18 protein-coding genes and 1 pseudogene are annotated in these 18,161 nt (G+C 60.8%); 9 read left to right on the top strand and 10 right to left on the bottom strand.

The window, feature by feature from the left end; translation table 11 throughout:
• Window positions 1–124: 124 nt before the first annotated feature.
• A complete protein-coding gene (locus tag JIO00_RS12995) occupies window positions 125–622 on the top strand; it encodes a VOC family protein (RefSeq protein WP_200668408.1) in 498 nt (165 codons plus the stop codon).
• A gap of 35 nt (window positions 623–657) precedes the next feature.
• Window positions 658–1,491, top strand: coding sequence for an AraC family transcriptional regulator (locus tag JIO00_RS12990; protein WP_010459752.1), 834 nt, complete (start codon window positions 658–660; stop codon window positions 1,489–1,491).
• 66 nt (window positions 1,492–1,557) lie between these two features.
• Here JIO00_RS12990 and JIO00_RS12985 read toward each other — a convergent pair whose 3' ends face one another.
• From JIO00_RS12985 to JIO00_RS12965, 5 genes are all read right to left on the bottom strand, one after another.
• Window positions 1,558–2,145 carry a LysE family translocator gene (locus JIO00_RS12985; RefSeq protein WP_010459750.1) on the bottom strand — a complete coding sequence of 196 codons (588 nt, stop codon included), beginning with the start codon at window positions 2,143–2,145 and terminating at the stop codon, window positions 1,558–1,560.
• 76 nt (window positions 2,146–2,221) lie between these two features.
• The gene (locus tag JIO00_RS12980) at window positions 2,222–3,730 is read right to left on the bottom strand and encodes a tripartite tricarboxylate transporter permease (protein WP_010459748.1); all 1,509 of its coding nucleotides are present in this window, start codon (window positions 3,728–3,730) and stop codon (window positions 2,222–2,224) included.
• Between the two features lie 14 nt (window positions 3,731–3,744).
• Window positions 3,745–4,239: a tripartite tricarboxylate transporter TctB family protein gene (locus JIO00_RS12975; RefSeq protein WP_077750510.1), complete on the bottom strand. Its 495-nt coding sequence runs from the start codon at window positions 4,237–4,239 to the stop codon at window positions 3,745–3,747.
• Entirely contained in the window at window positions 4,236–5,207 is a 972-nt protein-coding gene (locus JIO00_RS12970; protein ID WP_102594382.1) for a tripartite tricarboxylate transporter substrate binding protein, read from the bottom strand. The genes JIO00_RS12975 and JIO00_RS12970 overlap by 4 nt, the downstream gene beginning before the upstream one ends.
• Window positions 5,208–5,363: 156 nt before the next feature.
• Complete coding sequence (locus tag JIO00_RS12965; RefSeq protein ID WP_200668406.1) at window positions 5,364–6,695, bottom strand: aminotransferase-like domain-containing protein; 1,332 nt, start codon at window positions 6,693–6,695, stop codon at window positions 5,364–5,366.
• A gap of 91 nt (window positions 6,696–6,786) precedes the next feature.
• On the opposite strand from JIO00_RS12965, the gene JIO00_RS12960 reads away from it, so the two are divergent.
• Window positions 6,787–7,683 carry a DMT family transporter gene (locus JIO00_RS12960; RefSeq protein WP_077750513.1) on the top strand — a complete coding sequence of 299 codons (897 nt, stop codon included), beginning with the start codon at window positions 6,787–6,789 and terminating at the stop codon, window positions 7,681–7,683.
• Between the two features lie 170 nt (window positions 7,684–7,853).
• On the opposite strand, the gene JIO00_RS12955 is transcribed toward JIO00_RS12960, so the two are convergent.
• A complete protein-coding gene (locus JIO00_RS12955) occupies window positions 7,854–8,216 on the bottom strand; it encodes a DUF6124 family protein (protein ID WP_010459737.1) in 363 nt (120 codons plus the stop codon).
• A gap of 526 nt (window positions 8,217–8,742) precedes the next feature.
• On the opposite strand from JIO00_RS12955, the gene JIO00_RS12950 reads away from it, so the two are divergent.
• A complete protein-coding gene (locus tag JIO00_RS12950) occupies window positions 8,743–9,099 on the top strand; it encodes a DUF7079 family protein (RefSeq protein ID WP_077750545.1) in 357 nt (118 codons plus the stop codon).
• A 204-nt stretch (window positions 9,100–9,303) separates the two neighbouring features.
• Here the strand turns inward: JIO00_RS12950 and JIO00_RS12945 are convergent, their stop codons facing one another.
• The gene (locus tag JIO00_RS12945) at window positions 9,304–9,663 is read right to left on the bottom strand and encodes a DUF6124 family protein (RefSeq protein ID WP_077750487.1); all 360 of its coding nucleotides are present in this window, start codon (window positions 9,661–9,663) and stop codon (window positions 9,304–9,306) included.
• Window positions 9,664–10,152: 489 nt separating this feature from the next.
• Here JIO00_RS12945 and JIO00_RS12940 point away from each other — a divergent pair.
• The 5 genes and pseudogenes from JIO00_RS12940 to JIO00_RS12920 all read left to right on the top strand — a co-directional run bounded on the left by JIO00_RS12940 (window position 10,153) and on the right by JIO00_RS12920 (window position 14,664).
• Window positions 10,153–10,771 (top strand): annotated as a pseudogene (locus JIO00_RS12940) (LysE family translocator).
• Window positions 10,772–10,844: 73 nt separating this feature from the next.
• Window positions 10,845–11,885, top strand: coding sequence for a DMT family transporter (locus JIO00_RS12935; RefSeq protein ID WP_200668404.1), 1,041 nt, complete (start codon window positions 10,845–10,847; stop codon window positions 11,883–11,885).
• A gap of 229 nt (window positions 11,886–12,114) precedes the next feature.
• Window positions 12,115–13,197 carry a bifunctional transcriptional activator/DNA repair enzyme AdaA gene (locus JIO00_RS12930; protein ID WP_200668402.1) on the top strand — a complete coding sequence of 361 codons (1,083 nt, stop codon included), beginning with the start codon at window positions 12,115–12,117 and terminating at the stop codon, window positions 13,195–13,197.
• 40 nt (window positions 13,198–13,237) lie between these two features.
• A complete protein-coding gene (locus tag JIO00_RS12925; RefSeq protein WP_200668400.1) occupies window positions 13,238–14,041 on the top strand; it encodes an isocitrate lyase/PEP mutase family protein in 804 nt (267 codons plus the stop codon).
• 5 nt (window positions 14,042–14,046) lie between these two features.
• Window positions 14,047–14,664, top strand: coding sequence for a DNA-3-methyladenine glycosylase family protein (locus JIO00_RS12920; RefSeq protein ID WP_200668398.1), 618 nt, complete (start codon window positions 14,047–14,049; stop codon window positions 14,662–14,664).
• Between the two features lie 132 nt (window positions 14,665–14,796).
• Here JIO00_RS12920 and JIO00_RS12915 read toward each other — a convergent pair whose 3' ends face one another.
• The 3 genes from JIO00_RS12915 to JIO00_RS12905 form a co-directional block, all read right to left on the bottom strand.
• Window positions 14,797–15,894, bottom strand: a complete 1,098-nt coding sequence (locus JIO00_RS12915; RefSeq protein ID WP_010459725.1) for an extracellular solute-binding protein — start codon at window positions 15,892–15,894, stop codon at window positions 14,797–14,799.
• A 2-nt stretch (window positions 15,895–15,896) separates the two neighbouring features.
• Entirely contained in the window at window positions 15,897–17,021 is a 1,125-nt protein-coding gene (gene aguA, locus JIO00_RS12910) for an agmatine deiminase (protein WP_077750492.1), read from the bottom strand.
• Between the two features lie 100 nt (window positions 17,022–17,121).
• A complete protein-coding gene (locus tag JIO00_RS12905) occupies window positions 17,122–18,006 on the bottom strand; it encodes a LysR substrate-binding domain-containing protein (RefSeq protein WP_200668394.1) in 885 nt (294 codons plus the stop codon).
• Window positions 18,007–18,161 lie beyond the last annotated feature (155 nt).

The following is an 18,161-nucleotide window of genomic DNA, read 5'->3' as shown; positions in this document are numbered from 1 at the left end:
GTGTCATTTTGACTCAATCGCACACTAAGACCTAAGGGTAAATGTCGATCTACGGTCCAGCCAATCGACTACAAGCTGGCTACGCTGATAATCCAGCATGAATCACCCGTAGAGGAGCTTCATCATGCAACGCGTGCAAAAACTGACGCCCTGCCTCTGGTTCGACAATCAGGCCGAAGAGGCAGCGAAGTTTTACTGTTCGATCTTCGATCATTCGAAAATCACTGCCATCACTCACTACGGCAAGGCCGGCCAGGAGGTTCATGGCATGCCCGAAGGCTCTGTGATGACGGTCAGCTTCGAACTCGACGGGCAGCCCATGACAGGCCTCAATGGCGGCCCGGTGTTCACGTTCAGCGAAGCGATTTCGTTTCAGGTCAACTGCCAGACCCAGGAAGAAGTCGACTATTTCTGGGGCTCGCTTTCCGCCCATCCGCAGAACGAGCAGTGCGGTTGGGTCAAGGACAAGTTCGGCTTGTCCTGGCAGATCGTGCCGGTCGCCATGATGGACATGCTCAAAGACCCCGACACGAAGAAATCCCAACGCGCCATGCAAGCCATGATGCAGATGAAAAAGCTCGACATTGCCGCGTTGCGACGAGCCTTTGACGACGAGAGCTAATACACTCCGTTGCTGGCCTGCCGAGGACATTGACGATGAAGCACACCTTTGCCAAAGACGCTGACACAGCACCCCGTTTCTGGCGAGACGATGCCCTGCCCTTCATCGAGGCCCGTTCCATCGCCGACGGCCGCGAGGTCTGCTACACCCGGCATTCCCACGAGCACTTTTCCATCGGTGCGATCACCGCCGGGCGCAGTACTTACCTTCATGAGCAAGCGCAGTTCCAGGTCAGCGCCGGCACCGTGGTGTTGATGAACCCTGATGATGTCCATGCCTGCAATCCGATCGACGACCAGCCGTGGTCATACTTGATGCTGTACGTCGAAACGCCCTGGCTGACGGATTTGCAGCGTCAGCTCGGCTTCAGCCAGGACTCCGCCTTCAGGCGGTTTTCCGTCACCCACACCCGCGATGGCAACCTGTTCGACGGCCTCAACAGCTTGTACGAAATACTGGTTGATCCCTGGCAGGACGTGTTGTGCAAACACAGTGCGGCGGTGGAGTTTTTTACCGATGTGCAACAGCGGCTAAACCCGGTCGATCAAGCGTTGCGCGAACCCAACTTCAAGCTGGAACGGGCCGCCGACTACATTCGTGACAACTGTACACACCCACTCAAGCTCGAGGATATTTGCGACGCGGCTCAACTGTCTCCGTCCTACCTGATTCGCGCCTTCAAGCACCATTACGGCATGACGCCCCATGCCTTTCTGGTCAACCGGCGTATCCAGTTCGCCCGTGATCAATTGCGCAATGGCAAGTTGATTGCGGAGGTAGCACTGGAAGCGGGATTTGCCGATCAGGCGCATTTCCAGCGGGTATTCAAACAGCATCTGGCAGCGACACCGGGACAGTATCGAGGCTAAGCACGCCGTTGATAAAAAATGAGTTCAGTTTACTGCACGGTCTCGATTGAGGTGAGTGGCCGGGGGCTAGGAAACCAGCAGATACACGGCACTCGCCCCCAGCAATAGCGCCATGACGCGGTTAAACAAGCGCATGCCTGCAGGGTTATTCAGATAGCCCTGCAGGAAAGTTCCGGCATACGCCCAGCACCCCACCGACACGTAGCAAATCACCAGATACACCGCTGCAAACTGCCAGACCAACCGCGCCTCGCCGTCCGCGACGAAGGCGCCCATGCCCGCCACACACGCCAGCCAGGCTTTCGGGTTAAGCCATTGCATCACCGCGCCATACAGCATCGACGGTGCCCGGCGCGACTCTTTGGCGTCGATGCGACCATCGTCTGCCGCAAGCTTCCAGGCCATGAACAACAAAAACGCCACGCCCGCCAGTTGCACCACCTGTGTCAGCGCGGGCCAGATGCGCAACACCTCATGCAGCCCCAGGCCCATCAACACCAGCAATAACACAAAGCCCAACGTGGCCCCGGCCACATGCCGCTGACTGGCGCGAAAGCCGAACTGCGCCCCCGAACTCAACGCGACAATGTTGACCGGACCCGGCGTTATCGACGCCACCAGGGCAAATGTGGCCATGGAGATAATCAGACTCATCGCACACCTTCTTCAATTCAGGAAAACCAGCGCCCAAGGTACTGAGCGCCCTGCCCTGCGTATTGAAGAAAACTGCCTAATCATCCTCATGCAACTTGATGCCCCGAGCGTGCAGCAGATGGGGCACGATCAACACCAACAGGGTCAGCGCGAGAAACGACGCGGCGATAGGTTGCGTCAGAAAGATCATCCAGTCACCTTCGCTGATGGACAACGCGTTGCGCAGCTGTTTTTCGGCCATCGGTCCCAGCAGCATGCCCACGATCACCGGCGCGACAGGGAAATCGAAGCGCCGCATCAGCACCCCGCCCCAACCGATTGCCAGCATCAGCAGCAGGTCGAACGAAGAGTGGCGCATGCCGTATACACCAATGGTGGCGAACACCAGAATGCCGGCGTTCAGGTACGGTCGGGGAATCTGCAACAATTTGACCCACAACCCCACCAACGGCAGGTTCAACACCAGCAGGATGACGTTGCCGATGTACAGCGAGGCGACAAGGGTCCAGACCAGATCACCCGAGGTCTGGAACAGCATCGGCCCCGGTTGCAGATTGTAGTTCTGGAACGCGGCCAACAGGATTGCAGCCGTGGCGGAAGTCGGAATGCCCAGCGTCAGCAGCGGCACCAGGGAACCGGTCGCGCTGGCATTGTTGGCGGCCTCGGGGCCGGCAACGCCTTCGATGGCACCCTCGCCCTTGCTGCCTGCAAACTCTTTGGGAAACTTGCTCAGTTTGCGTTCGGCCGAATAGGACAAAAAGGTCGGGATTTCAGCGCCACCGGCCGGAATGGAGCCGAAAGGAAAACCGATCAGAGTGCCCCGCAGCCAGGCGGGAATCGAGCGTTTCCAGTCGGCGCGCGTCATCCACAAAGACGTTAGCCGGTGCCGACCGGACGCTTCTTCTTTTTGATACAGCAAGCTGTACAGCGCCTCGCCCACGGCAAACAAACCGACTGCCACGAGCACGACTTCAATGCCATCCACCAACTCCGGCACGCCCAGGGTGTAGCGGGCAATGCCCGAGGTCGAATCCAGGCCGATCAAGCCAATCGTCAAGCCAATCCCCAGCGAGACGAAACCCCGCAGCATCGAAGCGCCGAGCACTGCCGACACCGTCGTGAAGGACAGCACCAGAATCGCAAAATACTCCGCCGGACCAAACTTCAGTGCCAACGTGGCAACGATGGGCGCAAACAAGGTGAGCAGGACCGTCGCGATGGTGCCGGCGACAAACGACCCGATAGCCGCCGTCGCCAGGGCCGGCCCTGCCCGTCCGTTTCGGGCCATGAGGTTGCCTTCCAGGGCCGTGACCATGGACGACGATTCCCCGGGGGTATTGAGCAGGATGGACGTGGTCGAGCCGCCGAACTGAGCGCCGTAATAGATCCCGGCGAACATGATCAGCGCCCCCGTGGGGTCGACCTTGGCCGTGATCGGCAACAGCAGCGCAACGGTCAGCGCCGGTCCGATCCCCGGCAACACACCGATGGCCGTGCCGAGCAGGCAGCCGATGAATCCCCACATCAGATTGATCGGGGTCAGCGCGGCGGCGAAACCGATGGCCAGGCTTGAGAGAATATCCACCGTGCTTTACCTCCTCAGATCCAGGCGTTGATCAGGGGCGGAAGGGACACGCCGAGCCCGGCGTTGAACAGCCAGTAAATCGGCAGCGTCAGGGCAATGCCGATGGCGAGGTCGCGCACCGGGCGACGACTGCCAAACCCCCGGGCTGAACAGGCGAACAACAACCCCGCCGACAGCACGAACCCGATGAGGTTGATCAGCACTGCCACGCCCACCAGGCCCGCGGTCACCCAGGCAGCCCCGAGTTTGCCGCCGGGCAGCGCCTTGGCAGACTCGTCTTCGTGATCGGCCAATTCGCGAAAACCACCGGTGACGGCCTGATAACACAGCAACAGACCGACCACACCGAGGAACACCGCTAATGCGTAGGGATAGACGTGAGCGCCAAGGATGACGAAACCCATTTCCTCAGGAAAGCGGTTGGCGCCGAGCGCCAACACTGTACTGATGGCGACCACACCGAGGCCAATCGCCAGTTGCACCGGCAGGATTCTACGAGTCGGGTTCATTTCGCAATCAACCCGACCTCGACCAGCATCGCGCGCAGCCGCACGTGTTCCTCGTCGACGAATTTGCCGAACTCATCGCCGGTCAGAAGGTTGGGCGCCCATTTATTGGTCTCGACATTGGCTTTCCAGCCATCGCTGGCGGCGGCGGCCAGCACGGCGTCCGTCACTTCCTTGCGCTGCTCGGGTGTGAGGCCCGCGGCACCGTAAACACCGCGCCAGTTGCCGATAGTCACGTCGTAACCACTCTCTTTGAGCGTTGGCGCGTCGATGCCGGCAATGCGCTCGGGCGCGCCGATGGCGAGCACCCGGAACTGGCCGTTGCGGATGTATTGGCCCAGTTCGGCATAACCTCCGGTGATCACCTTGATCTGGCCTCCGAGTACCTGCGCCACCACTTCGCCCCCACCCGCGAACGCCACGTAGTTCACCTTGTTAACGGGGATTCCCATTTTGCCGGCCAGGTCGGCGATCCCGATGTGATCAATCGACCCCTTGGAACCTCCGCCCCACGTGATGCTGGAGGGTTTGTCCTTGAAGGCTTTGAGCAAGTCCTCCAGGGTTTTGAACTCGGACTCCTTGCGTACGGCAATGACGTTGTATTCGGTGAACAGCCGGGCAACCGGTGTCACGTCCTTCAAGGTGATTTGCGGTTTGTTCTGTTCAATACCTGCGACCATGATCGCCCCGACCACCAGCAGCGCATTCGGGTCGCCCTTGGTGCTGTTGGCAAATTGCGCCAGCCCGAGCGTACCGCCAGCGCCGCCCTTGTTCTCGAAGGTGACGGATTTGGCCGCCTTGGCCTCGACCAGGGCTTTGCCCAGATCCCGTGCGGTCTGGTCATAGCCGCCACCGACCGAGCCAGGGGCCATGAACTTGACGGTGTCCAGCGCAAACGCCGGAGCCGCGAGCGCGGCAGCGGTGACGGCAATTGCCATGAAGCGGCTTGATCGACGGAGCAAGGCAAGCATAGGGACTCTCCCGATATTATTTTTGTGGGGTGCCGATTGAATCGCGCTCAGGAGCAAACCCTGCTCTCTGAACATGCGTCTGTGAACAAGCGTAGGTCATGGTTGTGGTTATGGGTGTGTGGCTAGCGAAGTGATCACACCCGGGCAATGACTTCGCTACGTGTACGCCCCGACCACCCGCTTCACTTTCTCCAGAGCCACGGCAAGTGCGCCCAAATCCACCGAACCCAGCGCCAGGCGGATTGCGTGGGGCACATGGACAGAAGTCGCAAACGGTTCGGCGGTCGATACCGCCACCTGCTCGCGCATCAATGCCATGGCAATCTGGTCGGCCCGTGCGTCTTCCGACAAGGGCAGCCAGATAAAGTAGGAGGATGGATGGCGCACGAATTGCAGGCCGGCCAGGTGCTGATCGGCCACGGCCTGGCGGGCCTGTGCGTCTGCACGTTTTTGCGCTTCGAGCTGGCTGACGGTGCCGTCATCGATCCACGCACACGCAATCGCCGTCATCACCCCGGGGGTATTCCAGGTAGTCGCCCTGATCGTGCGCTCCAGTGCGGGCACGGTTTGCAGGGGCGCAGCGACGAATCCGACGCGCAGGCCGGTGGCGACGCTCTTGGAAAAGCCTGAAACGTACACCGTTCTTTCGGGGGCCAGTTGCGCGAGCGGCGGCAGCGAGTCTTCGGCCAGGAACGCGTAGGCAGCGTCCTCGATGATGTGCAGGTCATGCTGGCGCGCAATCGCCACCAGGCGTTCACGCTGATCGGCGGCCATCACCCATCCCAGCGGATTGTGCAGCGTCGGCATGGTGTAGACGGCTCGCACCGATCGGCTCCGGCAGAGCTTTTCCAGCGCCTCCAGATCCGGCCCGGTATCGGTCCCGGGAATAGGCACGACTTCCAGATGCAGCGTTTCAGCCAGCACCTTGAACCCTGGATAGGTCAAGGCGTCGGCCGCGATCACGTCACCCGGTTGCAGCAGCGCCATCAACGCCACCGTCAAACCATGCTGCGCGCCACTGACGAGCAACACCTGCTCGGCCTGTACCGTCAGCCCGCGCACCTCCAGATGGCGCGCGACTGATGCCCGCTCATGCAGGCGCCCCGCGTGCGGTTGATAGCGCAGATGGGATTCCAGGTCACCGGACAATGCGAGCTGACGCAAGGCATTGCGCAGCAGATCGGCCTGCCCCGGTACCGAGGGATAGTTGAAGTTGAGGTCGATCATCCCCGCCGCCACGCTGGGCTGATGAATGCCCAGGCTGGGCGGCAGCGAAGTCTCCCGGACGAAAGTCCCGCGCCCCGTTTCGCCACTGACGAGGCCCATGGCCTCCAGCTCTGCATAGACCCGACTGGCAGTGACCAAGGCCAAGCCATGGCTGGCGGCGAGCAAACGATGAGTCGGCAGGCGCGTACCGGGCGGCAAACGCCCTGAGCGGATATCGGCTGCGAAGGCGTCCACCAGCGACTTGTACCGGGAGCGAGGCATAGGGAAATGTATCCATGACAATTTTTTGATTGTATCGATAGTCGGTCATACGATGCGCTGAACGCAACCCCGCCCCTTGAGTGGACGCCAAATGGAACGCACATCGAAGCTGCAAAACCAGACCGTGGAAAAGAACACCAGCGGGTTGATCAATGGACTCATAGGCGTCCTGATCTTCAGCGGTTCGCTGCCCGCGACACGGGTGGCCGTCCTGGAATTCGAGCCGGTCTTTCTGACCGTCGCCCGAGCCACCATCGCCGGCGTGCTGGCGCTGTGCATGTTGTGGCTGTTCAAGGAAAAGCGCCCTGCGCGCCACCAGATGCTGCCCTTGGTCATCGTCGCGCTGGGCGTGGTGGTCGGGTTTCCGCTGCTGACGGCGCTGGCGCTTCAATATGTGACGTCCGCGCACTCCATTGTCTTCGTCGGCATGTTGCCACTCGCGACCGCCGCGTTCGGGGTGGTGCGCGGCGGCGAGCGTCCCCGGCCGGCCTTTTGGTTCTTCTCGGTCCTGGGCAGTTTACTGGTGGTCGGGTTCGCCGTTTCCCAGGGGCTCACCGCTTCGCCGGCCGGCGACATCCTGATGCTACTGGCCATTCTTGCCTGCGGCCTCGGTTATGCCGAAGGGGCGAAGCTTTCCAAAACCCTGGGCGGCTGGCAGGTGATTTCCTGGGCGCTGGTAGTGTCACTGCCGATCGTGGCGCCACTGACCTGGTGGCTGACGCCCTCTTCGTTCTCGGGCATCAGCGCGCCGGCCTGGTGGAGCCTGGCGTATGTGTCGCTCTTCAGCATGCTGATCGGCTTCGTATTCTGGTATCGCGGATTGGCCCAAGGGGGGATTGCAGCCGTTGGCCAGCTGCAGCTGCTACAGCCGTTTTTTGGATTGGCGCTGGCGGCCACGTTGCTTCACGAGCAGGTCAGCCTCGGCATGCTCGGAGTCACTGTTGCGGTGATTTTGTGTGTGGTGGGTGCGAGGAGGTTTGCGAGGTAGACCGACGGTGCCCGGCGAAACCGGCCGGTCTTGTGGCCAACAAAAGCCCCCAGTGATCGGCAGACCACTGGGGGTTCTTCGCGTTTGAAACGTACGAGTCGCGGCTATGTCACTTCTGGCCCTGATGAACAGCCAAACATTCGTTAGCCACTCACCACAGCAAGCGGCACCTACTTGGGCAGATCAATCTTATCCAACACCCGGTTCGCCGTGATCTCCGCCGTCATGATGCTGTTGGATATACCCAGCAACGCGTAACGCGATTCACCCTCCAGATGATCCACCAACTGATGGACCATCACATCGACCGAGGCCAGGGTCTCGACCAGATAAACCGCCAGGGTTTCGGCCGAGGCCTCGGGGTCTACGGAAAACAGGGTGCTGCGTATTCGCGGGATAGCTTTGATATCGGCATTCGACGGGAAGTGGAAGTCGAGCGCTCGCTCGGCGGCTTCGTTGAGCTTTTTGGAATCGGCGGATTCGTAGGGGGAAACGTCGTCGGTTCCCGGGGGATTGGGTGTGGCCTTGAACATTGTGATGCTCCTTGATTAGTGGAGCTGCCACCATTCGCGGTCAAACGAATGAAGGTGGCAGCTGTACGCGGGTTGACCGACCGGAAATCAAGGAATCCGGCACACCCGAAGATGTCCCGCGCACAGCCACCGCAAAAAAGCCGGAAACTTTTCTTGGGCACTGGTGCGCCTTGATTGAGTCGGACGGTCAAATCCGGACGCTGAATTGGCAGCGACCCGGAAACGATAGAGCCCAGGCCCAAGACGCACAAGCCGGCGGATTCTGGCGCAGCCGTAGGCAACGGCGCAAGGATTTGTAGCTTTCAGGAAGTAAACCCGGCGGGTTTTAAACAAGCGCCCGCAAATCATGTTGAATAAGCAGGCGCGCACTCACGACAAACAACAAAAGTGTACGGCGACTTGCGTCTACCGCTGTACGGGGAAAGCCCCTCACCGTCCATGATAAAAATACCGCTCTCGTGCGGTACGGAAATGGCGCAGTCACATCACTGCATACGTTCGACGCAGAACTAGAGGAGCTGGCCCATTGGGACATCTGACAACTGCGGAACGAGCAAGCATCCAGATCGCGCTGGCAGAGGCTTTTGTAGACAGCTCCGTCGACTACGCCTCTATCGCAGAACGAATCCGGGGCTATGACCCAAAGGTCGTTGAGGACATTTTGTACTCAGAGGTCGCGCCTGTGTGTTTCAGCAACCTCGAAACGCCAGTCCCTCCTGTCTGGACTGGTTTTAAGGATGAATGGTTGCTGGATGAAATAGCCAAAGAACTAAAAGCGCGAAAAAACAGTTGGCTACGACGTAACTTCGACTTGTTAAAAGTTGCATGGCTTCGCTACAGCTACGGTTACATTTGGAAGGAGCTCATGAAATTTCGTGCTTAACGAGAACGAGGCGATACGCAACATGTGACCGGGGGAGCATGACCGGCGATGAAACCGGCCGGTCTTGCGGCCAACAAAAACCCCCAGTGATCGGCAGACCACTGGGGGTTCTTCGCGTTTGAAACGTACGAGTCGCGGCTATGTCACTTCTGGCCCTGATGAACAGCCAAACATCCGTTAGCCACTCACCACAGCAAGCGGCACCTACTTGGGCAGATCAATCTTATCCAACACCCGGTTTGCCGTGATCTCCGCCGTCATGATGCTGTTGGATATACCCAACAACGCGTAACGCGATTCACCCTCCAGATGATCCACCAACTGATGGACCATCACATCGACCGAGGCCAGGGTCTCGACCAGATAAACCGCCAGGGTTTCGGCCGAGGCCTCGGGGTCTACGGAAAACAGGGCGCTGCGTATTCGCGGAGTGGCTTTGATATCGGCATTCGACGGGAAGTGGAAGTCGAGCGCCCGTTCCGCAGCCTCGTTGAGCTTCTTTGAGTCAGGTTCGTATGGGGAAACCGGATCGGTGTCCGGCGGGTTTGGTGTGACTTTGAACATGGTGAAACCTCGTTTACTGGTGAGGCTGCCACGTTCGTTTCCAAGCGAAGGGGTGGCAGCTGTACGCAGGTTGGAAAACCAGGGTAAACGAGCCCGGCAGACCTATAAGGTCTCCCACGCACAGCCGCCATAACGCAACGCACTTAGTGCGAAAAAATACGTTATGAAGAGGTGCCTTCGTGTCGTTTACCCGTCGAGTTTCCAAGCCCGACCGCTGAGTGTTCAGCGGCACGGAAACAATAGAATCAAGGTCTACAGCACAACAAGCCGGCGGATTCTGGCGCAGCCGTAGGCAACGGCGCAAGGATTTGTAGCTTTCAGGAAGTAAACCCGACGGGTTTTAAACAAGCGCCCGCAAATCATGTTGAATGAGCGGGCGCGCACTCACGACAAACAACAAAAGTGTACGGCGACTTGCGTCCACCGCTGTACGGGGAAAGCCCCCGCCGCCCATGATAAAAATACCGCTCTCGTTACCGGAGACCTGTCATGGACCTCGCCACGCTCACGCTGTTTATCCCCGCCTGCTTCCCTGAACATGGCGCCGGGCCCGAACAATCTGCTGTCGGTCAGCAACTCGACCCGCTACGGCTACCGCATCTCCTGCGTGGCCGGGATCGGGCGGTTGCTGGCGTTTGCCGGGATGATTGCCTTGGCATCGGCCGGGTTGGCGGTGGTGCTGCAAACGTCCGAGTTGCTGTTCTACGGCATCAAGATCGTTGGCGCGGCGTATCTGTTTTACCTCGCATGGCAATTGTGGCGCGCCGATCCGGGCGTCGAAAAAGCCGCGACGGGTGCGTCGGTCGGCGTGTTGGCGCTGGCGCGACAGGAGTTTCTGGTGGCGGCCGGCAACCCCAAGGCGATCCTGATCTTCACCGCGTTCCTGCCGCAGTTCGTCGACCCGACCCGCGCCGTGACGCCACAGTTTGCGTTGCTCGGTGCGTTGTTCCTGATGCTGGAATGGATCGCCATCAGCGCCTACGCCTACATGGGCCTGCACATGCGCCGCTGGTTTGCCGAGCCCCGGGGCAAGCGGCTATTCAACCGTTGCTGCGCGGGGTTGTTGTCGGCGGCGGCTTCGGTGCTGTTGATGGCGCGTCGCGCCTGATTCCAGGGGTTGACGGGATGCAGCGCAGGTTCAAACTGCGCTGCATCACTAATCAATACTCGCCGAGCCTCGAATGAACCTGAACGTTGTCTATGCCCTGAGCGCAGCCGCGCTGTTTGGGGCGAGTACGCCGCTGGCCAAGGTGTTGGGCCTGGACGTCTCGCCGATCCTGCTGGCTGGATTGCTGTATCTGGGCAGCGGGCTGGGCTTGACCCTCGTCAGGCTGATCCGCGACCGGGGCTGGCAGCCCAGCGGCCTGAAAGCGTCTGAATGGCCCTGGCTGATCGGTGCCATCGTGTTTGGCGGCGTGCTGGGGCCGGTGGCGCTGATGTTTGGTTTGACCCTGACCTCCGGCGCCACAGCCTCGCTGATGCTCAACCTCGAAGCGGTACTGACTGCCGTGCTGGCGTGGGTCGTGTTCAAGGAAAATGCGGACCGACGCATCGTCGCCGGGATGCTGGCCATTGTCGCGGGTGGATTGCTCCTGGCGTGGCCGCACGATTCGGCTCAGCCACAAGGCTGGATCGGGCCAATGGCGGTCGCACTGGCCTGCGCCTGTTGGGCGATCGATAACAACCTCACGCGCAAGGTGTCGGCCTCGGATGCCGTGTTCATTGCCGGGATCAAGGGGCTGGCCGCAGGGTTGGTGAACTGCTCGCTGGCGTTGCTGCTGGGGGCAAAACTGCCGCACATCACGGTGATCGGGCCGACGTTGATCGTCGGCTTCCTCGGCTACGGCATCAGCCTGGTGTTGTTCGTGCTGGCGTTGCGCGGGCTGGGCACTGCTCGCACGGGCGCCTACTTTTCCACGGCGCCTTTTCTCGGCGCTGCCATCGCCCTCCTGCTGTTCGGTGAGACGGTTTCCCTGACGTTCTGGATTGCGTCGCTGCTGATGGGCCTGGGCGTCTGGATACATCTCAGGGAGCATCATGCTCATGAGCATCAGCACGTGGCACTCACCCATGGCCATCGGCACGTGCATGACGAGCATCATCAACATGAGCATTCGTTCGAGTGGGACGGGACCGAGCCGCACAGCCACGAACATCAGCACACGCCGATCCGTCACAGCCATCCACACTTTCCGGACATCCATCACCGACACAAGCATTAGCAGGGGGAAAGTGCGTTGGTTTTGGTCGCGAGCCTGTCGATAACAAAGACTCTTCGGAATTCGCCGGCACAAAAGCCATTGGGGACTGGCCGGCCCGTCGCGGGTGCATGGCACCGCACGTCGAACCGAAAATCGAATGCGACCGCATCGCCCCCCCTGTAACGAGTCAGCGAAATTCCCTGTCGATTTTCCGGTGGAGACGTCGCCCAACGGGCCTTATGCTCAGCCCATGAACCTACAAAACGCTTTGCTTCCGCCCCACGCCGAGATGGTTCGCGCCATGCTCGAACGAGACACCGCCTACGAGGGGGTGTTCTTTACTGCCGTGAAGACCACTGGAATCTTCTGCCGCCCCAGTTGCACGGCGCGCAAGCCCAAGCCGGAGAACGTCGAGTTCTTCGCCCACGCCGATGAGTGCATGTCGGCGGGCTATCGCGCTTGCCTGCGCTGCAAACCGCTGGACGCCGCGGCCATTGCGCCGGACTGGGTGCAGGGGCTGCTCAAGTCGGTGGACAACGATCCCGACCTGCGCTGGACCGATGCCCAGTTATTGGCAGAGGGCATCGAGCCGCTGAAACTGCGCCGCTGGTTCAAGCAGCATTTCGGCATGACCTTCCACGCCTGGCTGCGCACCCGACGCCTGGGGATGGCGTTGGGCGGTATCAAACAGGGCGATTCCATCGACAATGTGGCGTTTGACTCGGGCTACGAATCCCTGAGCGGTTTTCGCGATGCGTTTCAAAAATCCTTTCACATCACGCCGGGCCGCGCGGCCAACAGCGAGCCGCTGTTGTTCACGCGCCTGACCACACCGCTTGGGCCGATGATCGCCATGGCCGAACGCCGTGGACTGGTGCTGCTGGAGTTTCTGGATCGACCGGCACTGACCCGGGAAGTCGAAGAACTGCAGAAGCGTTATGGCTATGCCGTGGCGCCGGGACACAACGCCCATTTGCAGCAGATTGAAGCCGAGCTGACCCAGTATTTCGCCGGAAAACTCACTGAATTCACCGTCGCACTGCACTTGCCCGGCAGCGAATTTGCGCGGCAGGTCTGGGCTGAACTGGCGAAGATCCCCTACGGCCAGACCAGCACCTACGGCACCATCGCCGCAACACTGGGCAAGCCCGGCGCCAGTCGCGCCGTGGGCCTGGCCAACGGGCAGAACCGTCTTTCGATTGTATTGCCCTGCCACCGGGTGATCGGTGCAGACGGCTCGTTGACGGGCTATGGTGGAGGTCAACCGCGCAAGGCGTTTTTGCTCCGGCTGGAAAAAGCCGCGGTGCAGCTGACCGGACAACTCGCATTCTGATCCCCTGATTTTCTGCAAACGTCATAAGGAACGACATTCGATGGACACTCGATTTCATCAACTGCACCACGACGGCTTACTGATCCTGACTAACGTCGCCGACGCCACCGGGGCGCGCATCGTTGAGCAACTGGGCTGCAAGGCCGTGGCCACCAGCAGCGCGGCGGTGGCCTGGGCGCATGGATATGCGGACGGCAATGCCCTGCCCCTCGAACGCCTGATATCGACCGTCGAGTCCATCGCCCGGGTGATCTCGGTGCCGTTGACCGTCGACATCGAGGCCGGTTATTCCGATGACCTGACGCGGGTGGCCGAAGTCGTTGATGCGGTAATCGCGGCCGGCGCGGTGGGGATCAATATCGAGGACGGTGCCTGCGCGCCTGAGCTGCTGGTGCGCAAGATCGAAGTCGCCCGGCAGGTGGCCGATCGGCGCAAGGTGAAGCTGTTCATCAATGCCCGCACCGACGTGTACTTAAGGGGTCTGGTGCCTGCCGAAGACCGCGTCGCCGAAACGCTCAGGCGTGCCGCGTTGTATCAGGCGGCGGGGGCTGACGGGCTGTTTGCGGCGGGCGTCACGGCGGAGTATGAAATCGCTGCGCTGTGCCAGGGCACACCGCTGCCGGTGAATGTGCTCGGGTTGCCGGGTTTGCCGTCGCCTGAAGCGCTGCAATCACTCGGCGTGCGACGCCTGAGTGCCGGCTCGGGCATCGCCGAATTTCTGTATGGCGCCATGGCGTCCCTGGCCAAAGGTTTTCTGGAAACTGGCAAACTCGACAGCAGCCACCTCAAGGCCTTCACGTATGGGGAAATCAATGCCCTGCTGAAACCTGCCGGGAACGCTTGATCGCCATGCCCGATCCCTATCTGCCCGCGACCGGGTTTCTGTCATCAATCGATGACGACTGGCGGCGCCACATCGCCGCCGTTGGCCCCTGCCTGCATGCGCCCCACGCAGCTCGCGATCCCTATGAATCGCTGGTGCGGGCGATTGCCTATCAGCAACTGCACGCCAAGGCCGGGGATGCGATTATCGGCCGGCTGCTGGCGTTGTTTCCGGCGACGACGTTTCCAAGGCCTGAGCAGATTCTGGCGACAGGCTTTGATCCACTGCGCAGTTGCGGGTTTTCCGCGGGCAAGATCGCGACCATTCAAGGGATTGCGCAGGCGGCTCTGGACGGTGTCGTACCGGATTACGCCACCGCACTGGCGATGGACGATGAGGCGCTGATCGAGCGGTTGATTACCTTGCGCGGGGTTGGGCGCTGGACGGTCGAGATGCTGCTGATTTACAGCCTGGAGCGACCGGATATTTTGCCGGCGGATGACTTTGGGGTGCGTGAGGGGTATCGCCGGCTGAAGGGTCTGGAGGTGCAGCCGACGCGTAAGCAGATGGTGGAGATTGGCTTGGCGTGGCGTCCGTATCGGACGGTGGCTTCCTGGTATTTGTGGCGGATGACCGGCAAATAAACCGGGTTATCGTTCATCGCGCGCAAGCCGGCTCCCACAAGGATTTTTGTGTACGCAGCATCTGTGCCCGACCTGTGGGAGCGGGCTTGCCCGCGAAGGCGATTGCCCATTCACCGCATCACTCAAAGCCGATCACAACCCGGATTTCAACCGACTGAACGCCCGAATCAGCGCCCGGTTGAACGCCTTGCCATTGTCATTCTTGCTATACAACGAAGCCCTCACCTGCGCCGACGGATACGTCCCTGGATCGTTACGAATCGCCGGATCAATCAACCCGTCCGCCGCCGTAATCGCATTGGCGTAGTGAATGGTGTCCGTGATCGGCGCAATCACTTCGGGTGTCATCAGGTAATCCATCAACGCCAGCCCGGCCTCGGGGTGCGGTGCATCCTTGGGAATGACCATGGCGTCAAACCAGATCAACGTGCCCTCCTTCGGTATCCGGTAACTGAGCTTGAACGGTTTGTTCGCCGCCTCGGCCTGCCCGGCCGCGATGGCCACGTTGCCGTTCCACGACATCGCCACGCAGGTATTGCCGTTGGCCAGGTCGCTGATGTTCAGGTCATTGTCGAAGTAGCGGATGTACGGCCGGATCTTCGCCAATTGTTGTTCGGCCAGTTTCAGGTCATCGAGGTTCTGGCGGTTGATGTCCAGGCCCATGTACTTCATGACCGCGGCAAACACCTCGTTCGGGTCGTTGAGCAGACTGACCCCGCAATCGGCAAATTTCGACACCACGGCCGGGTCGAACAGCATCGCCCAGCTGTCCCGTGGCGCATCGGGCAAACGCTGTTTGATCGCCTCTTCCTGATAGCCGACCCCGGTAGTGCCCCAGGCGTAGATCCCGGCATAACGATTGCCCGGATCGAACGCCGCCATGTGCTGGCGGAACTCTTCGCCGACGCCAGCAAAGTGCGGCAGCCGTTGCAGGTTCAGTGTTTGAATCGCCCCGCTCTGGATCGCCCGGGACAGGTGCTGCCCCGCCGTCAGCACCAGGTCATAACCGCTGCGGCCGGTCAGCAGTTTGGTCTCGGCAGTTTCAAGGGAGTCGAAGTGATCGACCACCACATGGATGCCGGTTTTCTTCTCGAAATTGGCCAGGGTATCCGGGGCCAGGTATTCGCCCCAGATGTACAGGTTCACCACCGGTTTCGCGGTGTCGGCGGCCTGCACACACATGGGTGCAAGCACCAGCAATAACGCTTGAGTCAGTTTGTGCAGGCCCATGATTAAACTCCCTTCCTGTTGTTGGCGGGGGCGGCGTATTGCGGCATGGTGATGCATGCGACGTTGCCGCCACCGAGGAGGATTTCCCGGGAGTTTTCGATGCCGACAATTGTGTGCTGCGGGAACAATTCGGCCAGCGTCGCCTGCGCCGCCTGATCGTTGCGATCACCAAACAGCGGCACCACGATCGAGCTGTTGCCGGCGTAGTAGTTGATGTACGACGCGCAGATTTGGGTCCCGGCCTGACGGGTATGGGTGCTGTCTTGCTGGTCCAGGCCTTCGGCTTCTTCAGCGGTCCACTCCAGCACATCCGGTTGCGGCAGCTTGTGCACGATCAACTCGCGGCCACGGCTGTCGCGGGTGCTGCGCAAAATGTCGTAGGCCTCTTGATAGATTTCCCACTGCGGGTCATCGCGATTATCGGTCCATTGCAGCACCACTTCGCCGGGGCGCACGAAGCAGGCGAGATCGTCGACGTGGCCGTCGGTTTCGTCGAACTTGCAACCCCGTGGCAGCCAGATGATTTGCTCGGCACCGAGGTAATCGGTCAGGCGACGGGTCACTTCTTCCTTGCCCAGATGTTGGTTGCGATTGCGGTTGAGCAGGCATTGCTCGGTGGTGAGGATGCTGCCCTGGCCGTCACTCTGGATCCCGCCCATCTCGGCAATCAACGGCGCGCGATAACGGTCGAAACGCTCGATTTCGAGAATCTTGCTGGCGATCTGATCGTCCTTGTCCCACGGGTAGTACAACCCGCCGTCGAGACCGCCATAGGCGTTGAACTCGAAGTCGACGCCGCGCACTTCACCGCTGTCGTCGTTGACCACAAAGCACGGGCCACTGTCGCGGAACCAGGTGTCGTTGCAGGTCATTTCCACCACGCGAACCTCAGGCGGCAACTGGCGGCGAGCGGTGGCGAACTGGGCGGCGGAAGCACACACCGTCACGGGTTCGCTCTGGGCAATGGCGGTGACGATCTGCACCCAGACTTTCTGCGCAGGCTTGGCACCGTTGCGCCAGACGTCGGTACGTTCCGGCCAGCCGAGCCAGCAACCGGCCTTGGTTTCGAATTCGCCGGGCAGGCGGAAGCCGTCGAGTTTCGGGGTGGAATCGAGCAAACGTGCCATGGTCAGACCTCATCAGCGGGGATTGGAATGACCACAGGCTAAGGTCGTCGGCGCCCTCCTCGCCAACGATGATTATTTCGGAATACTTGAATTCAACTCATCAATCGATCAGCTGATCGTTGAACCACTCCAGCATCTGCGCCACGGCCGGACGCTCCAGACGCACCCGCTCACACACCAGTGCATATTGCCCGAGCGCGGTCATGCTGGAGGTGAATGGCCGGACCAGACGACCGCTGAGCAAGTCTTCCTGAGCCGTCAGATTGTCGCCCATGGCCACGCCCTGCCCTTGCGCCGCCGCTTCCAGCGCCAGGCCCGCGTGGGCGAAATACAGTTGGCGTTCGGGACGCTGATCGCCGGCATGACTGGTGAGCCAGGCGGTCCAGGTCTTGCCGTCCTGATCGTCGTGCAGCAGGCAATGGCGCGCCAGGTCCTTCGGGGTTTTCAGGGTGCCTTGGTTGAAGAGGCCGGGGCTGCACACCGGGAAAAATTGCAACGCCGGCAAGGGACGGACGAAGTACGCGCTGCTGTCGACCGGGCCCGTTCCATACGTGATCGCCAGGTCGATGTCCTCCCCCGGCGCCGTGGCGTCGATCGGTTGTTCGTAGAGGTGCAGCGTGATGTGCGGATAGCGCGCGTAGAAGTCCGTGAGCCGACTCATCAGCCACTTTTGCGCCAGCTCGGCGGTGACCGCCAGGCGCAACACCGCCAACGACGACGGGTCGCGCAATTCATCGCAGGCCTCGCCGATCAGTTCGAAGGCGTGCTGCAGGCTTTGCATCAATCGCCCTGCGGCCATGGTCGGGCGGATTTGCCGACCTTCGCGGATGAACAAAGAGACGCCCAAGTGCTCTTCGAGCTGACGGATCTGATGGCTGACGGCGCTGTCGGTGACGCACAGCTCGGCGGCGGCCCGGCCGAAATGCGCGTGGCGGGCGGCGCATTCGAAGGTTCTGAGTGCTGCTAAGGAAGGCAGTCGTCGCATGAATTCAGCCCCGGTGATGAAGGCGACCATGCTGCCTTGGGCATGGGTGGGCGTCCAGCGGGACCGCGCTATCGTTCTTCGCGAGCAGGCTCACTCCTACAGGGGAATGCATTTCAACTGTAGGAGCGAGCCTGCTCGCGAAGGCGGCACATTCA

Source organism: Pseudomonas sp. SW-3 (assembly GCF_016615645.1).
Taxonomy (GTDB): Bacteria; Pseudomonadota; Gammaproteobacteria; order Pseudomonadales; family Pseudomonadaceae; genus Aquipseudomonas; species Aquipseudomonas mandelii.
This window is presented reverse-complemented; position numbering and strand designations above follow the sequence as displayed.

Excerpts from the sequence above, each read along its gene's own strand:
- JIO00_RS12995 (WP_200668408.1), top strand. The coding sequence starts at position 125 with ATGCAACGCGTGCAAAAACTGACGCCCTGCCTCTGGTTCGACAATCAG.
- JIO00_RS12990 (WP_010459752.1), top strand. The coding sequence starts at position 658 with ATGAAGCACACCTTTGCCAAAGACGCTGACACAGCACCCCGTTTCTGG.
- JIO00_RS12985 (WP_010459750.1), bottom strand. The coding sequence starts at position 2,145 with ATGAGTCTGATTATCTCCATGGCCACATTTGCCCTGGTGGCGTCGATA.
- JIO00_RS12975 (WP_077750510.1), bottom strand. The coding sequence starts at position 4,239 with ATGAACCCGACTCGTAGAATCCTGCCGGTGCAACTGGCGATTGGCCTC.
- JIO00_RS12970 (WP_102594382.1), bottom strand. The coding sequence starts at position 5,207 with ATGCTTGCCTTGCTCCGTCGATCAAGCCGCTTCATGGCAATTGCCGTC.
- JIO00_RS12965 (WP_200668406.1), bottom strand. The coding sequence starts at position 6,695 with ATGCCTCGCTCCCGGTACAAGTCGCTGGTGGACGCCTTCGCAGCCGAT.
- JIO00_RS12960 (WP_077750513.1), top strand. The coding sequence starts at position 6,787 with ATGGAACGCACATCGAAGCTGCAAAACCAGACCGTGGAAAAGAACACC.
- JIO00_RS12955 (WP_010459737.1), bottom strand. The coding sequence starts at position 8,216 with ATGTTCAAGGCCACACCCAATCCCCCGGGAACCGACGACGTTTCCCCC.
- JIO00_RS12945 (WP_077750487.1), bottom strand. The coding sequence starts at position 9,663 with ATGTTCAAAGTCACACCAAACCCGCCGGACACCGATCCGGTTTCCCCA.
- JIO00_RS12935 (WP_200668404.1), top strand. The coding sequence starts at position 10,845 with ATGAACCTGAACGTTGTCTATGCCCTGAGCGCAGCCGCGCTGTTTGGG.
- JIO00_RS12930 (WP_200668402.1), top strand. The coding sequence starts at position 12,115 with ATGAACCTACAAAACGCTTTGCTTCCGCCCCACGCCGAGATGGTTCGC.
- JIO00_RS12925 (WP_200668400.1), top strand. The coding sequence starts at position 13,238 with ATGGACACTCGATTTCATCAACTGCACCACGACGGCTTACTGATCCTG.
- JIO00_RS12920 (WP_200668398.1), top strand. The coding sequence starts at position 14,047 with ATGCCCGATCCCTATCTGCCCGCGACCGGGTTTCTGTCATCAATCGAT.
- JIO00_RS12915 (WP_010459725.1), bottom strand. The coding sequence starts at position 15,894 with ATGGGCCTGCACAAACTGACTCAAGCGTTATTGCTGGTGCTTGCACCC.
- aguA (WP_077750492.1), bottom strand. The coding sequence starts at position 17,021 with ATGGCACGTTTGCTCGATTCCACCCCGAAACTCGACGGCTTCCGCCTG.
- JIO00_RS12905 (WP_200668394.1), bottom strand. The coding sequence starts at position 18,006 with ATGCGACGACTGCCTTCCTTAGCAGCACTCAGAACCTTCGAATGCGCC.